The sequence below is a fragment of the Streptomyces sp. NPDC126499 genome (assembly GCF_040302485.1).
GTDB lineage: Bacteria > Actinomycetota > Actinomycetes > Streptomycetales > Streptomycetaceae > Streptomyces.
In genome coordinates this window covers 1-18,596 of sequence record NZ_JBEOUO010000007.1, presented here as the reverse complement: position 1 = coordinate 18,596, position 18,596 = coordinate 1, and the positions used below count along the sequence as shown (strand labels likewise).

Annotated in this window: 12 protein-coding genes and 1 pseudogene; 7 read left to right on the top strand and 6 right to left on the bottom strand. The window is 71.7% G+C overall.

Annotated elements, in window-relative coordinates; all coding sequences use genetic code 11:
• Positions 1 to 31 precede the first annotated feature (31 nt).
• A complete protein-coding gene (locus ABTZ91_RS12000) occupies positions 32 to 2,146 on the top strand; it encodes a SpoIIE family protein phosphatase (RefSeq protein ID WP_352077016.1) in 2,115 nt (704 codons plus the stop codon).
• Positions 2,147 to 2,276: 130 nt separating this feature from the next.
• A complete protein-coding gene (locus ABTZ91_RS11995; protein WP_352077015.1) occupies positions 2,277 to 3,098 on the top strand; it encodes an MBL fold metallo-hydrolase in 822 nt (273 codons plus the stop codon).
• A 17-nt stretch (positions 3,099 to 3,115) separates the two neighbouring features.
• Here the strand turns inward: ABTZ91_RS11995 and ABTZ91_RS11990 are convergent, their stop codons facing one another.
• The 3 genes from ABTZ91_RS11990 to ABTZ91_RS11980 all read right to left on the bottom strand — a co-directional run bounded on the left by ABTZ91_RS11990 (position 3,116) and on the right by ABTZ91_RS11980 (position 6,079).
• Positions 3,116 to 4,192 (bottom strand): AI-2E family transporter, encoded by a 1,077-nt coding sequence (locus tag ABTZ91_RS11990; protein WP_352077014.1) that lies wholly within the window; start codon positions 4,190 to 4,192, stop codon positions 3,116 to 3,118.
• A 251-nt stretch (positions 4,193 to 4,443) separates the two neighbouring features.
• Complete coding sequence (locus tag ABTZ91_RS11985) at positions 4,444 to 5,442, bottom strand: pirin family protein (RefSeq protein ID WP_352077013.1); 999 nt, start codon at positions 5,440 to 5,442, stop codon at positions 4,444 to 4,446.
• Positions 5,443 to 5,563: 121 nt separating this feature from the next.
• The gene (locus ABTZ91_RS11980; RefSeq protein ID WP_352077012.1) at positions 5,564 to 6,079 is read right to left on the bottom strand and encodes an SseB family protein; all 516 of its coding nucleotides are present in this window, start codon (positions 6,077 to 6,079) and stop codon (positions 5,564 to 5,566) included.
• A gap of 166 nt (positions 6,080 to 6,245) precedes the next feature.
• On the opposite strand from ABTZ91_RS11980, the gene ABTZ91_RS11975 reads away from it, so the two are divergent.
• The 5 genes from ABTZ91_RS11975 (at position 6,246) to ABTZ91_RS11955 (ending at position 13,578) form a co-directional block, all read left to right on the top strand.
• A complete protein-coding gene (locus ABTZ91_RS11975; protein WP_352077011.1) occupies positions 6,246 to 8,075 on the top strand; it encodes an acyl-CoA dehydrogenase in 1,830 nt (609 codons plus the stop codon).
• A 417-nt stretch (positions 8,076 to 8,492) separates the two neighbouring features.
• On the top strand, positions 8,493 to 9,788 hold the full coding sequence (locus ABTZ91_RS11970) for a M18 family aminopeptidase (RefSeq protein WP_352077010.1): 1,296 nt from the start codon (positions 8,493 to 8,495) through the stop codon (positions 9,786 to 9,788).
• A gap of 93 nt (positions 9,789 to 9,881) precedes the next feature.
• Entirely contained in the window at positions 9,882 to 10,220 is a 339-nt protein-coding gene (locus tag ABTZ91_RS11965; RefSeq protein ID WP_309052136.1) for a hypothetical protein, read from the top strand.
• Positions 10,221 to 10,552: 332 nt separating this feature from the next.
• Entirely contained in the window at positions 10,553 to 11,083 is a 531-nt protein-coding gene (locus ABTZ91_RS11960) for a hypothetical protein (RefSeq protein ID WP_352077009.1), read from the top strand.
• A gap of 116 nt (positions 11,084 to 11,199) precedes the next feature.
• The gene (locus ABTZ91_RS11955; protein ID WP_352077008.1) at positions 11,200 to 13,578 is read left to right on the top strand and encodes a hypothetical protein; all 2,379 of its coding nucleotides are present in this window, start codon (positions 11,200 to 11,202) and stop codon (positions 13,576 to 13,578) included.
• Here ABTZ91_RS11955 and ABTZ91_RS11950 read toward each other — a convergent pair.
• The 3 genes and pseudogenes from ABTZ91_RS11950 to ABTZ91_RS11940 all read right to left on the bottom strand — a co-directional run.
• The gene (locus tag ABTZ91_RS11950; RefSeq protein ID WP_352077007.1) at positions 13,575 to 15,389 is read right to left on the bottom strand and encodes an NHL domain-containing thioredoxin family protein; all 1,815 of its coding nucleotides are present in this window, start codon (positions 15,387 to 15,389) and stop codon (positions 13,575 to 13,577) included. The two genes, ABTZ91_RS11955 and ABTZ91_RS11950, sit on opposite strands and share 4 nt — an antisense overlap.
• Positions 15,390 to 15,510: 121 nt before the next feature.
• A complete protein-coding gene (locus tag ABTZ91_RS11945) occupies positions 15,511 to 17,061 on the bottom strand; it encodes a recombinase family protein (RefSeq protein ID WP_352077006.1) in 1,551 nt (516 codons plus the stop codon).
• A gap of 1,459 nt (positions 17,062 to 18,520) precedes the next feature.
• Positions 18,521 to 18,596 (bottom strand): annotated as a pseudogene (locus tag ABTZ91_RS11940) (acyl-CoA dehydrogenase family protein); the annotation flags it as partial.

The window sequence follows — 18,596 nt, the reverse complement described above, 5'->3', positions numbered from 1 at the left end:
GCTCACAGTCCGATATTCATAAAGTAGGGCAATGCGCACCGAGGACGTCCTGGCCGCGATCGCCACCGGCCTGTGGCGCTGGGACAGCGCCTCCGGGATCGTCACGCTCGACGCCGAGGCGGCCCGGCTCCTCGGGCTGCCCGCCGAGCCCGCGCGGCTCAGCGAGGCGGCGGTGCGCTCCCGCTTTCATCCGGTCGACTGGAACGAGATCGACGGCGTGGTCAGCCTCGCCGTCGCCGAGGGCACCCTCGCCGAGGCCCGCCTGCGGATCATGGACGGGGACGGCCGGGTGCTCCGTACCGTACGGAGCAGGTCGAAGCCGCTGATCCACGGCACCGACTACCAGCTGGTCGGCACCCTCCAGGAGGTCGCCGAGCCGCAGCCCGGCACCGCCGCCCGCACCCCCGTCACGGGCGACTGGCGCCGCTCCCGCGAGGCGTTCCTCCTCGACGCGGGCCGGGCGCTCGCCGAGGCGCGGTCGACGGCGGAGGTGCTGCGGGTGGCGGCGTCGCTGTCGATGCCCGGGTTCTCGCCGGACGGGCTCGCCGTCTTCGGGATGTCGGGCGACCGGCTCACCGTCATCGGCCACCACGGGCACGGCGACGGCGACGAGGGCCCCTTCACCTCCATGACCCTGGACACCGACTACCCGGCGGCCGAGGTGGTGCGGACGGGACGGGCGATCTATCTGCCGAGCCCGGAGGAGTACGCGCGCCGCTACCCGATGACCTGGCCGCTGGCGCAGCGCTTCGGCCGCCGCTCCTGGGCCTTCGTCCCGCTCGTCGTCGCCGGCCGGACGATGGGCGCGTGGATGGCGGCGTTCAAGCACCCCGTGGCGTTCACGCCCGACGAGCGCTCCGTCCTGACGACGGTCGCCCGGATGCTCGCGCAGGCCCTGGCCCGGGCGGGCGTGGCCGAGTCCGAGCGGGAGCTGTCGCTCGGGCTCCAGCGGACGATGATGCCGGTCCTCGGCCCCGGCATCCCCGGGATCCGGGTGGCCGCGCGGTACGTCCCGACCGGCGGCGGTCTCCAGGTGGGCGGCGACTGGTACGACATGATCCGGCTGCCCGGCGGGGCGGGCGCGGGGCGGATCGCCCTGGTCATCGGCGACGTGCAGGGGCACGACGTGCGGGCGGCCGGGCTGATGGGGCAGCTGCGGATCGCACTGCGGGCGTACGCCTCCGAGGGGCACGGGCCGGACGCGGTGCTCTCGCGCGCCTCCCGCTTCCTCCACGGCGTCAACGACGGCGCCGGCATGGGCGCCGGGGCGGACGAGGACGGCGGCGGGCCCCGCTTCGCGACCTGCCTCTACCTGGAGGTCGACGTGGAGACCGGCACGGTGGAGATCGCGCGGGCCGGACATCCCGATCCGGCGGTACGGATGACCGACGGAACGGTTCTGCTCAGGCCCACGGCCGGCGGTCTGCCCCTCGGCATCGACCCGGACAGCGACTACCCCACCACCCGCCTCACCCTCGAACCCGGCGAGACCCTGATGATCTGCACCGACGGGCTCCTGGAGACCGGCGGCCACGACCTGGACAGCGGCTGGGAACGGGTCAGGAAGCTCCTGGAGGCCGACGACGGCGAGGACCTGGAGGCGCTCGCCGACCGGCTCGTGGAGGCCGTCCACGGGCCCGGCTCCCACCACACCACCGGCCCGCTCGCCGACCGCCGCGAGGACGACATCGCCGTCCTGCTGCTCTCCCGGCAGGGCACGGCGGTACGCCAGGCCCCGCGCCGCACGATGATGACCGTCGCCCAGGCCGAGCCCGAACGCATCGCCGCCGCCCGCGAGCAGGTGCGCCAGCTCCTGCACGACTGGTCGGACGCCGACCAGGTCGACTCGGCGGTCCTCATGGTCTCCGAGATGGTCACCAACGTCCTGGTGCACACGGACGGCGACGCCCTGCTCGTGGCGGAGGTGGCCTGCCTCCAGGACACGCGCCGCCTCCGCGTCGAGGTGGCCGACACCAGCGACGACCTGCCGCACAAACGGCACCCGGGCGAGATGGCCTCCAGCGGACGGGGCCTGCTCCTGATGGAGATGCTGGCGCACACGTGGGGCGTGGACCCGCGGGGCGACGGCAAGGCGATCTGGTTCGAACTGCACGAGCCGGCGTCGGGGCAGGGGTGCTGTCCGTAGCGCGGCCACGGTGACGGGCCGGGGGCGGCCCGGCCCCCGGCTGACGGCTCGGGGCGGCCCGCCGGGCGGGGCGGCCCGCCGGGGCGCAGACTGGTGACGTACGGCCGCCGGGGGGACCACGGAGCTCGTCATGGACACCCACAAGGTCGGCAGCGACACCACCGTCATCGCCGACAGCCTCGAAATACCGGGCATGGGCCACATCCCCGTCAACGCCTACGTCCTCACCGCCCGCGAACCCGTCGTCGTCGACACCGGGCTCTCCCTCTCCGACCGCGACTTCGTCGCCACGATCGGCGAGGTCGTCGACCCCGCCGACATCCTCTGGATCTGGCTCACCCATCCCGACCGGGACCACACGGGCGGCATCTTCGACCTGCTCGTCGCCGCGCCCCGGGCGCGGGTCGTGACCACGTTCATCGGCGCGGGGATCATGACGACCGAGCGCCCGCTGCCGATGGACCGCGTGTACTTCCTCAACCCCGGCCAGTCCCTGGACGTCGGCGACCGCTCGCTCCACGCCTTCCGGCCGCCGCTGTTCGACAGCCCTGCCACGGTGGGCTTCTACGACGACAGGACCCGGATCTGCTTCAGCTCCGACTGCTTCGGCGGACCGGTGCCGACCGCCGAGCTCGCCGAGAGCGGGCACGCCAGCGACCTCAAGCCGGACGAGCTGCGGGAGGCGCAGCTGCTGTGGGCGACGCTGGACAGCCCGTGGGTGCACGTGGTGGACCCGCTGAAGTACGGCCTGTGGGTGGACCAGTTCCGGGAGATGAACCCGGAGATCGTGCTGAGCACCCATCTGCCGCCGGCGGTGCGGATGGTGGACCGGATGATCGAGACGCTCACGATGGCGCCGGACGCGGACCCGTTCGTGGGCCCGGACCAGGCGGCCCTGGAGGAGATGCTGCGGTCCTTCCAGCCGGGAGGCATGCCGGCCGCGACGACCTGACCCGGGACGACCTGGGGTCACGGCTCCCCGGCACGGGCGTCGGCCGCCCCCGCCCCCTCCCCGTACCGCGCCCGCAGCTCGCCGATCACCCCGAACGCGGCCGCCGTCAGCGGCACGGCGAGCAGCATGCCCAGGATGCCGGCGACGGACGCCCCGGCCGTGATGGCGAGCATCACCACGGCCGGGTGCATCTGCACGGTCCGGCTCTGGATGACCGGCTGGAGGACGTGGCCCTCCAGGACCTGCACGGCGAGGACGACGCCGAGCGCCCACAGCGCGATGACGAAACCGCGGTCGGCGAGGGCGACGAGGATGGCGACGGCGCCGGAGATGACGGCGCCGAGGTACGGGATGTAGGCGCCGACGAAGACGAGGGCCCCGAGCCCGACGGCTCCGGGCACGCGCAGGATCAGCAGCCCGACGGTGATGAAGGTGGCGTCGATCAGGGCGATGAGGGTCGTGCCGCGCATGAAGCCCTCGACGGCCTCGAAGGCGCGCCGCCCCATCGCCTCGACCGTGTCGCCGGTGGAGGCGGGGGCGAGGGAGCGCAGGGCGCCGACGGCCCGGTCGGAGTCGCGCAGGAAGAAGAAGACGAGGAGCAGGGCGAGGACGGCGGTGGCCATCATCTCGCCGACCACGCTCAGCCCGGAGATCACCCCGGAGGCGGCGGTCCCGCCGAACTTCTGCAGCAGTTCCCGGGAGTTCGCGGCGAGGTCGTCCAGGGAGGTGCCGGCGGCGCCGAGGTGTTCGGCGATGTCCCGGGCGGCCTGCCGCACGGAGGACACGATCTGGTCGCCGGTCTCCAGGAGCGCGGCGGCCACGATGTACGTGGCGCCGCCGACGACCGCGAGGACGGCGAGGACGGTGAGCCCGGCGGCGAGCGACCGTTGCACCTTCATGCGCAGCAGCCGCCGGTGGAGCGGGCCGAGCAGCGCGGTGCCGAGCAGGGCGAGCAGGACGGGCGTGACGGCCGTCCTGAGGGTGACGCAGAGCCAGACGAGGACCGCGGCGACCCCGGTGACGAGCAGCAGGACGACGCACCAGGCGGCGGTGCGGCGGGCGCCTTCGGGAAGGAGCGGTCGGGTGGTCTGCACCCGTCCACCGGATCACGCCCGGCGGCGTGCCGTCGCGCGCTGGAAGCCGTACGAGTGACGCGGCGTCAGCTCGTACGGCTCCGGGCGACGGGGTACGCGGGCACCTGGGCACCCGGGCACCCCGGCGGCCGGGCGCCCGTGGACGCGTCAGCTCGTACGGCCCCGGGCAACGGGGCACGCGGGCACTCCGGCGGCCGGCCGCCCGGGGGCGCCTCAGCTCGTACGGCCCCGGGCCGGACGTCGTACCGCCGTCACTCGCCCATGCCGTGCACGGCCGGGATCGTGCCCAGGCGGCCCGCCTGGAAGTCCTCGAAGGCCTGGCGGAGTTCGGCCTGGGTGTTCATGACGAACGGGCCGTAGTGCGCCATCGGCTCGCGGATCGGGCGTCCGCCGAGGAGGACGACCTCCAGGTCCGGGGTGTTCCCGTCCTGCTTGTCGTCGGCGCGGACGACGAGCCTGCCTCCCCCTCGCCCGGCTTCGCCAGGGCTGGGGGTACCCGCATGGCCGAAGACGGCGGTCTGGCCCGTGTGGACCGGGCGCCGCTCGCCGCCGACCGTGCCGCGTCCGGCCAGGACGTAGGCGAGGCCGTTGAAGTCCTCGCGCCACGGCAGGCTGATCTCGGCGCCGGGCCGCAGGGTGGCGTGGATCATCGTGATGGGGGTGTGGGTGATGCCGGGGCCCTCGTGGCCGTCGAGCTCGCCGGCGATGACGCGGAGCAGCGCGCCGCCGTCGGGCGAGGTCAGCAGCTGGACCTGGCCGCCGCGGATGTCCTGGTAGCGGGGGGCCATCATCTTGTCGGCGGCCGGCAGGTTGACCCACAGCTGGAGGCCGTGGAAGAGGCCGCCGCTGACGACGAGGTGCTCCGGCGGGGCCTCGATGTGCAGGAGGCCGGCGCCGGCGGTCATCCACTGGGTGTCGCCGTTGGTGATGGTGCCGCCACCGCCGTTGGAGTCCTTGTGGTCGAAGACGCCGTCGATGATGTAGGTGACGGTCTCGAAGCCGCGGTGGGGGTGCCAGGGCGTGCCCTTGGGCTCGCCGGGGGCGTACTCCACCTCGCCCATCTGGTCCATCATGATGAACGGGTCGAGGTACTGGTAGGTGATGCCGGCGAAGGCGCGGCGCACCGGGAAGCCCTCGCCCTCGAAGCCCGAGGGCGCCGTGGTCACGGCGAGCACGGGGCGGGCGGCGGCGTCGGCGGGGGCGGCGACGCGGGGCAGGGTGAGCGGGTTCTCGACAGTCACGGCAGGCATGACGGACCTCCTAGTGCGACCTTGTACGACCACTTTAGTTGAACAATGAACTTCCTGCCACCCGGAACGCGGAGCGCCCGGGAGGAATTCCCCCCGGGCGCTCACGGCGGCCGTCGCGTTCTCAGCCGTACATCCGGCGCATCGCGTAGTCGACCATCTGCTCCACCGCCTTGGCGTCGAAGACCATCCGGTGGTCGCCCTCCATGTCGAGGACGAAGCCGTAGCCGGTCGGCAGCAGGTCGATCACCTCCGCGCCCGTGATCACGAAGTACTTCGACTCCTTGCCCGCGTACCGCCGCAGCTCCTTGAGCGAGGTGAACATGGGGATCACCGGCTGCTGGGTGTTGTGCAGGGCGAGGAAGCCGGGGTTGTCGCCGCGCGGGCAGTAGACCTTCGAGGTCGCGAAGATCTGCTGGAAGTCCTCGGCGGACAGGGTGCCGGTCGTGAAGGCGCGCACGGCGTCCGCGAGGGACGGCGGCGAGGGCTCCGGGTACAGCGGCGCCTGCTGCTGCCCGTACCCGCCGCCCGGCATCCCCGGCTGGCCCGGCATGCCGGGCTGCCCCTGCGGGGCGTACTGCCCCTGCGGAGGCGGCGCGTACTGCTGCTGGGCACCCGGGTTCTGCTCGTAGCCGTACATGGGGGCCAGCCTACCGAGCGGCCGTCGGCGTGCGTCCCGCGTCACAGATGTCCGGAAAGGGGTTGCCCTTATTACCGGTGGGTAGCATCATCGTAGAGAGCGTGGGCTACTCACGGGTAGCCCCCGGTAGACATCCGCCTCCCCGAGCCTTTACGGAGCCGTCGCCATGGGGCACTACAAGTCGAATCTCCGCGACATCGAGTTCAACCTCTTCGAGGTGCTCGGCCGCGACAAGGTGTACGGCACCGGTCCGTTCGAGGAGATGGACGTCGAGACCGCCAAGAGCATCCTCGACGAGATCCGCCGCCTCGCCGAGAACGAGCTCGCGGAGTCCTTCGCCGACGCCGACCGCAACCCGCCGGTCTTCGACCCGGAGACCAACACGGCCCCGGTCCCGGCGTCCTTCAAGAACTCCTACAACGCCTTCATGGAGTCCGAGTACTGGCGCCTCGGCATCCCCGAGGAGATCGGCGGCACCGTCTCCCCGCGCTCGCTCATCTGGGCCTACGCGGAGCTGCTGCTCGGCTCGAACCCGGCCATCTGGATGTACTCCTCCGGCCCGGCCTTCGCCGGCATCCTCTACACCGAGGGCAACGAGGCGCAGAAGAAGATCGCCAAGATCGCCGTCGAGAAGCGCTGGGGCTCCACCATGGTGCTCACCGAGCCCGACGCGGGCTCGGACGTCGGCGCCGGCCGCACCAAGGCCATCCAGCAGGAGGACGGCTCCTGGCACATCGAGGGCGTCAAGCGCTTCATCACCTCCGGTGAGCACGACATGGAGGAGAACATCCTCCACTACGTCCTCGCCCGCCCCGAGGGCGCCGGCCCCGGCACCAAGGGCCTCTCCCTCTTCCTCGTCCCGAAGTACGAGTTCGACTGGGAGACCGGCGAGCTCGGCGCCCGCAACGGCGTCTACGCCACCAACGTCGAGCACAAGATGGGCCTCAAGGCCTCCAACACGTGCGAGATGACCTTCGGCGACAAGCACCCCGCCAAGGGCTGGCTCATCGGCGACAAGCACGACGGCATCCGCCAGATGTTCCTCATCATCGAGTTCGCCCGCATGATGGTCGGCACGAAGGCGATCTCCACCCTCTCCACGGGCTACCTCAACGCCCTGGAGTACGCCAAGGAGCGCGTCCAGGGCACCGACCTGGCGAACTTCATGGACAAGACCGCCCCCAAGGTCACCATCACGCACCACCCCGACGTCCGCCGCTCGCTGATGACGCAGAAGGCGTACGCCGAGGGCATGCGCTCCCTCGTCCTCTACACGGCCACCATCCAGGACGAGATCGCGATCAAGGAGGCGGCCGGCGAGGACGCCAAGGCCCTGCACGGCCTGAACGACCTGCTCCTGCCGATCGTGAAGGGCTACGGCTCCGAGAAGGGCTACGAGCAGCTCGCCCAGTCGCTCCAGACCTTCGGCGGCTCCGGCTTCCTGCAGGAGTACCCGATCGAGCAGTACATCCGCGACGCCAAGATCGACACCCTCTACGAGGGCACCACGGCCATCCAGGGCCAGGACTTCTTCTTCCGCAAGATCGTCCGCGACCAGGGCGCGTCCCTGAACGCGCTGGCCGAGGAGATCAAGAAGTTCCTCGCCCTCGGCACCGGCGGCGACGAGCTGGCCGGCGCCCGCGACGCGCTCGCCAAGGCCGCCGTCGACCTGGAGGGCATCGTCGGCGCCATGCTGACCGACCTCACCGCCACCGGCGAGGACGTCAAGAACATCTACAAGGTCGGCCTCAACACCACCCGCCTGCTGATGGCCTCCGGCGACGTCGTCGTCGGCTACCTGCTGCTGCGCGGCGCGGCCGTCGCCGCCGAGAAGCTGGCGGCCGGCGCGTCCGGCAAGGATGTCGCCTTCTACCAGGGCAAGATCGCGGCCGCGAAGTTCTTCGCCGCCAACGTCCTGCCCGGCGTCTCCACCGAGCGCGTCCTCGCCGAGAACGTCGACGGCTCGCTGATGGACCTGGACGAGGCCGCGTTCTAGTACCGCACAGGTACGCGCCTCGTCCGCGCGAAGAACGGCTCGCTCCCGGGGAGGGGGGCGGGCCGTTCTGGTTTTTTTAGGGCTCGGTTCTCCCCCTGCCTTCGGCGGGGGGACCCCCACGGGGCGCTTCAGCCGCTGTCGACGGTCGACCGTGCTCGCCTCCCTCGTTCCTCGGGAGGCTCCGCGCGCTCTTCCTTTCGACAGCGTCGCGCCCCTTCGGCTCACTCGCCGAGGATCTCGTGGGCACCGGCGGGTGCTCGGGGCGGCCGTCCTGCCCTCGGCGGGCGACCGCCGGTGGTCGTGGGCACCCCGAGGGGGGTCGTGGGCGCCGCCCCCGTCCGGCGGTCACGGGCGGTGGGGCGTCCGGAGGCGGATACCCCCCCGTCCGCATGCCGGTACCTGCGTAAGGTGAACGGCATGAGTAGCGCACCCTCCCGCTTCGACCGCGGCCACACCGATGACCTCATGACCTTCCTCGCGGCCTCGCCGTCGCCGTACCACGTCGTGGCGAACACCGCGGAGCGGCTGGAGAAGGCCGGCTTCCGCAAGGTCGAGGAGACCGACGCCTGGGACGGGACGACCGGCGGCAGGTACGTGGTGCGCGGCGGGGCGATCATCGCCTGGTACGTGCCCGAGGGCGCCGCCCCGCACACGCCGTTCCGGATCGTGGGCGCGCACACCGACTCGCCGAACCTGCGGGTCAAGCCGCAACCGGACTTCGGCCGGGAGGGCTGGCGGCAGGTCGCCGTCGAGATCTACGGCGGACCGCTGCTCAACAGCTGGCTGGACCGGGACCTGGGGCTTGCCGGCCGGCTCACGCTGCGGGACGGCAGCCACGCGCTGGTGAACGTCGACCGGCCGCTGCTGCGGGTGCCGCAGCTCGCGATCCACCTGGACCGGCAGGTCAACGAGGGCATGAAGCTGGAGCGCCAGCGGCACATGCAGCCGATCTGGGGGCTGGGCGAGGTGCGCGAGGGCGATCTGATCGCGTTCGTCGCCGAGGAGGCGGGCGTCGACGCCGAGGACGTGGCGGGCTGGGACCTGATGGTCCACGCCGTGGAGGCACCGGCCTACCTGGGCCGGGACGGGGAGCTCCTGGCGGGCCCGCGCATGGACAACCTGATCTCCGTGCACGCCTGCGCCGCCGCGCTCGCGGCCGTCGCCGCGCACGGCGACGAGCTGCCGTACATCCCGGTCCTCGCCGCCTTCGACCACGAGGAGAACGGCTCCGAGGCCGACACCGGCGCCCACGGCCCGCTGCTCGGCACCGTCCTGGAGCGCTCGGTCTACGCCCGCGGCGGCGGCTACGAGGACAAGGCCCGCGCCCTCGCCGGCTCGGTCTGCCTGTCCTCCGACGTCGGCCACGCCGTGCACCCCAACTACAGCGAGCGCCACGACCCGACGCACCACCCGCGCCCCAACGGCGGCCCGATCCTCAAGGTGAACGTCAACCAGCGCTACGCCACCGACGGCAGCGGCCGGGCCGTGTTCGCCGCCGCCTGCGAGAAGGCGGGCGTGCCGTGGCAGTCGTTCGTCTCCAACAACGACATGCCGTGCGGGACGACGATCGGCCCGATCACCGCCGCCCGGCACGGCATCTCCACGGTCGACATCGGCGTGGCCTGCCTGTCGATGCACAGCGCCCGCGAACTGTGCGGCTCCGACGACCCGCACCACCTGGCGAACGCGCTGGTGGCCTTCCTGGAGGGCTGACCCGCGCCTTCGCCGGCTCCGGGCCCCGCTCCGACCAACGGAGCGGGGCCCGTCCCTTGCTACTCCATAATTAACTGAGTAGATTGCTTAGTTGTGGACCTCACTCTTATTCGTCATGCCGTGGAAGTCGACCACGGCATCAAGCGCGTCGGCATGGGCTTTCTGAAGCAACGCGCAGCGAAGGACCGCGCCCGGCTGAGCGCCGATCTGTGCGCCCAGATCTCGGAGGAGCTCGACCGACTCGGACTCACCACCATCCCCCGCACTCTCCCTACGTCGGAGACCGCATACGTGTGGGTCATTCAGAAGGACAGCGTTCTCGGCGAGATCACCAACGTCAGCGCCGCTGTCGCACAGCTGGACAAGCTGGGCATGAACCCCGTTCCGCAGGTTTTCGAGCAGAACCCGAACGCAAAACGCCACCTTCTGTGAATCTCCTACGCTGATTGTCGTACTGATCGACTAGACGTCAGGATCAGTCGACATAGGCACACACCTCCCGACCAGGGCAAAGACGGCCGTGACGCAAGGAAGACCTCCTCGCGCCACGGCCGTCTCACTGTCGCCGGTTCCGCAATACCCGCGCGCAGCCGCTCAAGCATCCGCTACGTTCTCCCCAACGCCAGCCGGACGCGGCCGAGTTGGTACGAGCCATAGCCATGCGACGAAGCAAGGAGCACCCCATGAGCGCCACGGGTCAGCCGGACGAGCCTCCCGGACCGTTAACACTCGCCTACGCCGGGCTCTCGCGCGATCGAACCGGGATGACGATCTCTCTCCTGACGATCCGTCCGGAGGACTTGAACGCGTTCAATGACGAGCTGGCCCGCCAGAAGAAGGCCCTTCACGGCCCCCTGCTGAACAGCTGGCAGGCGAACACCCTGGCCCGCCGTCGCGCCCTGTTCCGTCTCGCCACCGGCATATCCCCTCGGGACGTCACCACGCTCCGGGCGGGCAAGGCACACCCCGAGCAGGGCGTCAACTACGCGTTGACATGGCTGACCAGCAGGTTTACCTCCGAGCAGAGGGCGGCGCTCGCTCTCATCCAGACACCGCGGGGGCCGGCCTGGTACCACCTCACCTCCAGCGGGCCGCCCGCCCCACTGTCGGTCGACTGCCCCCCGCTCGCGGACCTCCCCTTCCCCGAGGCGGAAGCGCGGCGCCCCCTGGAGGTCGCGCGCCTCCTCACCACCCTGAACCACCGCTTCCTCGCCCGTCCGGGCGACGGCCCCCTCCCTCCGGACCTCCCGGGGCCGCCGCCCGGCGGCAAGGACCCCAACCCCTTCACGCCGTGACCCCCGGGGCGGCGAGTCCTTCGCGACTCGCCGCCCCCTTGGCGCGTCCGGGGCCGCTCTGCCCGAGCGCGTGCGCCCTCTCCCCCAACTCCCTTTTCCTCCATGGAGGTTGTCTCTTGAGCACAGAATCCGGCCAGCCGCTCACCCTCGACATCGAATGGGGCGGCGAGACCATCCAGGTCTCCAACATCGCCCGCACACTGCCCGCGGAGCCCACCGACGAGCAGCAGAAGACCGTCATCGAGGCCGCGCGTCAGAACCCGGGCATCCGCATCCCGGAGGGGGCCCTGACCGCCATAGCCACCGCCGTCACCCAGCCGGGCGCCCTCGCCGTACAGCTGCGGCCGAACGGTCAGGACCTCCAGGGCGTCCTCATGGTCGAGAACGTCGAGGGCGCCACGCTCTACTCCGCGGTGACCCGCGTGCTGACGAGCGAACTCTTCCCCGGCATCCAGCCCCGCACCGGCATGGAGCTCCTGGAGGTCCCCGACCCCCAGGTACAGGGCATCACCCAGGACGGCCTGCCGAGCGCCGGCGTCGAGTACCGCTACGCCGACCTCGACCACCTGTCGAACCACGTATGGCAGACCATCCACGGCACGCTGGCGAAGAACAGCTACGTCACCTCGATCGTGACCAGGTCGGTCACCCGCAACCTGATCACCCACCCCGTACGGATCACCTTCGAGGACGGCACGGAACCGATCCACGCCCTCGTCGTACGGGACGGCATCACACGGCTGGCCAGTGCGTGGTCCGTGCTCGCCGGTCCCCGGTCGGATGCCGCCGCGGCCGCGGATCTGGCCCGGCAGGCGCTGCTCGGTCGGACCACCGCCGCATCGGAGCGCGGCAAGGGTCCCGGTCTGGAACAGCGGCTGGCCGCGTCCCGGCGGAAGTGGCGGGAGGAGCTCCGCGCGGAGTTCACCGAGGAGATCCACAAGCAGGTGCCCGAGGCCCGCGCCGCCCAGATCTTCCAGTCGTTCACCGTACCGGCCCAGATCGCCGTCGGGATCGACGCGCACACCAAGCGGCTGCTCTCGGCGGAGGACCTCTTCGACGACGCCATCCGCTCCGTACTCGCCTCCATCCACGTCGAGTTCAAGCAGTGGGAGACCGCCGCCCAGAACGTGGAGGTGATCACCCGCGCGCTCAAGCGGATCGTCCAGAGCGGCGACCCCCGCTGGAGCACCGCCGAGCTTCAGGAGGTCTACGGCCTCGCCGTCGGCCGCATCCCCGTGGCGGACCTCCCGCGCGTGGTGGGCGGCGAGGACACCCCGCCGGCCACCGCCCTCTGGCGCGCCGTCTACCTCCTGAGCGCCCTCACCAAGCCCGAGCTGTTCCACGCGCTGAAGGAGCAGGCCAAGGTCCTCAAGGGCGACCAGCGGATGCAGGTGAAGGGCTTCGCCGGGCTGCTGGGCCCGGTGATCGACCTGCCGTGGCGGACCCGGAAGCGGCTGGTCACCCCCACCGCGCGGAACGCCTGGAGCAACGGCGGCGTGCTGGCGCCCGCGGTCGTCGGGGGGTGGAACCCGGTGGTCACGGACGACTTCACGACCCTGGTGGAGCCGGCGATGAGCGGCGACATCGACGCCCGCTGCACCCTCGCCGTCGCCGGCGGCGTGGCGCTGATCGCGGACAAGCTCCTCACCCGGAACGTCGGTTCCTCCCTCAACGCCCCGAAGGAGAAGGGAGGCGTCCCGTTCCGCCTCGACACGCACAAGGTGATCGAGGGACTGTCGCGCCAGGGCAACGAGCTGGGGCTCCGCCTCCTGGCGATGGCGGCCAACACCTTCCGGGGCGACGACCTTCCGCTGAACGCGGTCGCCAAGCAGAGCCTCACCGGCAAGAACCCCGCTGAGAACGACAAGCCGTACGTGTACTTCAAGGTGGACCTGGCGGCGGAGGACGGGATCGCGCGGACCGCGGACGGTGTACCCGTCATGCTCTACGAGTGGGACGTCGTCGCGGCGTCCGACCCGGACCGGGCGAGGAGCCTCGCGGAAGCCGAGGAAGCCTCGCGGACGGCCGCGGCAGCCGCCCCGAGCACTGTCCCCGAAGACGGCACCCCGTCTGCGGGGGAGGCGGCGACGGACAGCGGGGAGGCGGGCGGAACCGTCACCGACCCCGCCGTCCCCCTCACCGGGGAGGTGCCCGGAGAGGTGCCCGGCGAGCTGCCCCATGCGGTGCCCGGACCCCGGGACTCCTCGCCCTCCCTGCCCCCCAGCCAGCGCGCGGCGGAACTCACCAGGCACCTGAGGCACCACGTGCAGGCCACCAGGGACGTCCTGGACCGGATCCTCCCGCTGGAGGCGGAGGTCGGCGTCCACACGCCGCCCGTGCCGCCTGAGACGCTCGACGAGCTGGTCGAGCTGCTCGTCGGCATCCAGGCGGACGTCGAGAATCTGCGCCGCAGGACGGCGTCCGGCGCGAGTGGCGGAGACGACGAGGACGACCCTTACGGCGAGCTCAACGCCGACGCCGACGCGCTCGGCTAGGACGCGTCCATGCCCGCGAGGATCAGCGGCAGCCGGGAGGCCCCGCCGTCGGTGATCCTCACCGGGACGCCCCAGTCCTGCTGGTGGACGTGGCAGGCCGGGTACTCGTTGGCCGGGTCGTCGTCGCAGGAGGCGGCCATCGCCGAGACGTGCAGGACGCCTTCGGTGAGGGCCGGGTTCAGGTCGAGCTCGCGGAACAGGTCCGTGCCCGTGCCCTCGCCCGCGAGGAGCAGCTCGGGCGGGGTCGAGGAGACCAGGAGGCGGGTCGAGGGGCCGTAGCGGTCGTCCAGCTTCTGGCCCTTGGGCGCCTGGAAGACCACGTCGAGGCGGAGGCGGCCCGGGGCGACCTCGGTGGCCTCGCGGCGGGTGCGGTGGGCGACCGACTCGACCTGCACGGCCTCCTCGGGCAGCCGCAGCCGGGTGAGCCGGTGCCGGGCCGACTCGACGACCACGACGTCCTCGCCGACGACGACCGCGTCGCTGGGCTCGCGCAGGTCCGTGGCCAGGGTGGTGACCTCGCCGCTCGCCGGGTCGAAGCGGCGCAGCGCGTGGTTGTACGTGTCGCAGACGGCGACCGAGCCGTCGGGCAGGGCGGTCACGCCCAGCGGGTGCTGGAGCAGCGCCTGGCCGGCCTCGCCGTCGCGGTGGCCGAAGTCGAACAGGCCGGTGCCGACGGCGGTGTGGACGGTGCCGTCCGGGTCGATCCAGCGCAGGGCGCTGGTCTCGGAGTCGGCGATCCACAACCGGTCCTCGGTGGCGGCGAGCCCGGACGGCTGCGCGAACCACGCCTCGGCGGCGGGCCCGTCGACCAGGCCCTCGTTGGTGGTGCCGGCGGCGGCCTTGACGGTCTTCGTCTCCGGGTCGTACGTCCACAGCTGGTGGACGCCCGCCATGGCGATCCACACCTTGCCCTGCCACCAGGCGACGTCCCACGGCGAGGAGAGGTCGACCTCCAGGGCGGGGCCCGAGGTGGGGGAGCCCTGCCACCACTGGCGGCCGGTGCCGGCGATCCGCTCGATCGCACCGGTCTCCGGGTCGAGCAGCTTCAGCGCGTGGTTCACGGTGTCCGCGACGACGACCTTCCCGTCCGGCAGCAGCGCCAGGCCCTGCGGCTCGCGGAACTCGCCCTCGCCGCCGATCCGCCGCACCACGTTCTCGCCGTCCGCCGCGAGCTCCACGAGCTGGTGCCGGGTGGTGTCCGAGACCAGGAAGGTGCCGCCCGGCAGCAGGACCGCCTTGCCGGGGAAGCGCAGGTCGGTCGCGACCGGCTCCGGCGGCACGTACGGGCCGTCACCACGGCGCAGCGTGCCCTTCGCCTCGTGCTCGGCCTCCAGCTCCTCGACCAGCGTCCGGATCGCGTTGGCGTGACCCTCGCCCGCGTGCTGGGCGACGACATAGCCCTCGGGGTCGATGACGACGAGGGTCGGCCAGGCCCGTACGGCGTACTGCTTCCAGGTCGCGAGCTCCGGGTCGTCGAGGACGGGGTGGTGGACCTCGTAGCGCTCGACGGCGTCGACGACGGCCTGGTGCTCGGCCTCGTGGACGAACTTCGGCGAGTGCACTCCGACGATCACGAGGGTGTCGCGGTGCTTCTCCTCCAGCTCGCGCAGCTCGTCGAGGACGTGCAGGCAGTTGATGCAGCAGAAGGTCCAAAAATCAACAACAACGCACTTACCTCGCAGGTCGGCGAGGGTCAGCTCTTTGCCTCCGGTGTTCAGCCAGCCCCCCTTGCCGATCAGCTCGGGAGCACGGACACGGGCACGTCGGCGGGGCGCAGGCGCAGGGGTGGGCGCCGGGGCAGCATCGTTCATCCTTCAAGCTTGCCATCCGCCCGTGAACGCAGGATCACGTCCGTACGAAGGGCCTGCTCAGGGCGCACGCCCGACCACGGCGACTTCCGAGAACTCCAGAAGGGTCATGCTTACCGGGTGCTCAGGCGGCGGTGTCAGTGCCCGCCAGCTTCGCCCAATGGATCTGGATGCGTTGCTCGGGGATGATCCGCTGACCACGCACTCCCTTACTCACCTCAACCCGGTCTATGGCAAGTGACAGCCGACCCCGCCGGTCTTCATTCGTCGCGTCAGCCCACGCCTCACGCAGGGTGAGGCCGTCGAGCATCGGTGACATGTCCACCGACGGCATGGGGAGCTTGCGGAGATCGGTGCGAAGCCCCTCGATGCGCCCCCTCAGGCGCTCCGAAAGCCGGTTGTAGCGTTCCACGGCTGCGGCACCACTGAACTCGCCACGCACATAGCGGGCGTCTTCCAGGTCGGCCAAGCGGGCTTCCTCATCCTGGATCTCGGCAGTAAGCGCATCACGTTTCGCGAAGGTCTCCGGATCCACACGGTGCACCCAGCGAGCTGCGATCGCGGCAAGCAGCGGGTCGTCCGGTCCGAGCGCCGGGAGCTTGGTGAGGAACTGTTCCGTCACGTACTGGTCCACCGCCTCAGCCAACGCCGACGCTCCGATGCACTGGTTGCCCGCGCGGCGGGCCATGCACTGATAGCTCCCGCCCACACGGTGCATCCGGCGACCACAGCCGGGAACCGCGCAGAAGACGAGTCCCGTGAGCAGGGCCGTCCCCTCGGGCTTCGGCCGCCGCTTTCCTGCGTCCACGAACGTTCTGGATTCCAGCATGCGGATGATCTGTTCCCGCTCTCCGACCGTGATGATCCCCTCGCCGATCTCGACGGTGTCCAGCGTCTCGGGATCGCGGTATGGGAAGACCCTGCCCGTGTACTTCCGCTCGCCGTCACCCGTCTCGACGCTCTCGGTCTCCGGCATCAGGCCGGCGAAAGCGGGGGAGCGCAGGAGCTGCATGATGGTGGCCGCGTTCCACTGCCCACCCCGGGGCGAGAGGATCTCGTACTCGTTGAGGAGTCGGGCGATCTTGACCAACGATGCCCCGGCGAGTGCTTCATCCGCGATCAGGCGGGCATAGACGGCGTACTCAGGGTCGTGGACGAGCTTCTTGGTCGTCGGGTCGATGAGCAGTCCATACGGAGGCTGTCCGCCGATCCACTGCCCCTTGCTGCGGAGGTAGCGCTTCGCGTGCCCGACACGCGTGCCGAGATTCTGCGACTCGGACCGGGCCAGCTCAGCGAGCATCGCGACGGCCATGCGCGCCGAGTCGTTCGAGGTGTCGAGGCCATCCACGACTGAGACGAGACGGCCACCGGCCTTCTCGATGTCGTCCAGCACCTTGCCCACCTGGCCAATGCCCTTGCGGGACAGGCGATCCAGCTTCCAGACGATCAGCGTGCCGACGACGCCCGCCGTGACCGCTGCCAACGCGGCATCGAACCCCTTGCGCTCAACGGTCTTGTAACCGGAGCGCCCTCTGTCCATGTGGACCTTGCGGACGGTCAGTCCGTTGCGTTCGGCCCAGGCGCGACAGTCGCCTTCCTGCCGTTCGATTGCGGTCTTGCCATCCCGGTCGAGGGACAAGCGCAGGTAGAGATCACAGATCGTGTCCTGGTGCACACTCTCAGCGTGAACGCAGGTTAGGTGCTCCGTTGTCGATTTTCAGAAGTCGAGCAGAACGATCTTTCCTCGTCAGATCGGTGAGGGTCAGATCGTCTCCGCCGGTGTTCAGCCAGCCGCCCTTGCCGATGAGCTCGGGGCACGGACGCGAGCGCGGCGGGGTGCGGGCGCGCAGTCGTCGTTCATGGCTCAAGGGTGCCGCACGGTTCGGCGGACGGGTGAAAGAGGGGTCCGAGCGGGGTGAGTGCCGCGTGTCCTGCCCGGGGCGCGCGCCTTCGGCATGACGAGCATGACCTGCGGACCGATCATCCGACTTTTCGGCCACTCCGGTCGTCCGGTCCGCCGGACGTACGGCGGTACGGCCGTCCGAGCGCCAGGAGGTGCCCGTCATGCGACCGCGGCACGCCCCGCTGTCCCCGCTGCTGCTCCTGCCCTCGCTCCTGTCCCTGCTCCTCGCGCTGGTCCTGGCCCTGCTGCCGCCTCTGCTCCTGCTCCTGACCGCGCCGCGCGCCCGCGCCGGCGGAGCCGGGGACGGCGCCCTGGAGCTGACCGTCACCGCGAACACCGTCCCCGGCGCCGGGCCCGCCGTGCGGGTCGGCGCGGTGGTCGTGAAGCGCTACCGCCTGGTCAACCGGGGCGAGGCGGACCTCCACCGGGTACGGGTCACCGACCCCGGTGTGCCGGGCGGCCGGGTCAGCTGCCCGGCGGGCCCGCTCGCCGCGCTCCGGACGGTGCGGTGCACCGCCCGCTTCCCGGCCCTGCCCGGCCGGCACGTCACGACGGCCCGCGCGAGCGGCGACATCCCCTCGCTCGGCAAGCGCCTCACGGCGACCGCGCGCTCCGGGTACGAGGGCGTCGCCGGCGCCCTCGCCCTGACGGAGGCGGTACGGGTGACCGGCCCCGGGCAGGCGGTCGTGCGGTACACCGTGTCCAACCCGGGCAACCGGACCGTCCACGCGATCCGGCTCTCCGACCCGCCCCTCGGCGCCGTGCCGGGCGGGATCGTGTGCGGGGCCCGGCGGTCCGCGACCCTGCCGCTGCTCGCCCCCGGCGCCTTTGCCGACTGCACGGCGACGGTACGGCGGCCCCCCGGGACCTACCGCAGCGCGGGGCTCGCCACCGGCACCGACCGGGTCACCACGGTGGGCGAGAACGGCGAGCGCCTCCCGGCACCGCTGCTCACCGCCCGCGCCACGGCGGTCTTCCGGCTGGACGCCGTACCACGGGAGCGCCCGGTGCGGCCCGTGACGCCGGGGGCGACGGGGGCGCCTCCAGGGGCTCCCGGGGTGCCCGGGGTGCCCGGGACTCCAGGGGCGCCAGCAGTCCCCGGAGCGCCAGGCGTCCCGGGGGCGGGTGGTGCCACGGCGACCGCCGGCGCGGGAGCAGCCGGGGCGCCGGGCGCGGCGGGAGCCGCCGGAGCCGGGGCCGGCCTCGGGCCCCTGCCGGTCGGTCCGCCCGGCGTCGTGCCCTCGCCGATCTCCAGGATCTTGGAGTCGCGCCACATGCGGGCCACCGGGTACTCGTTCATGAAGCCG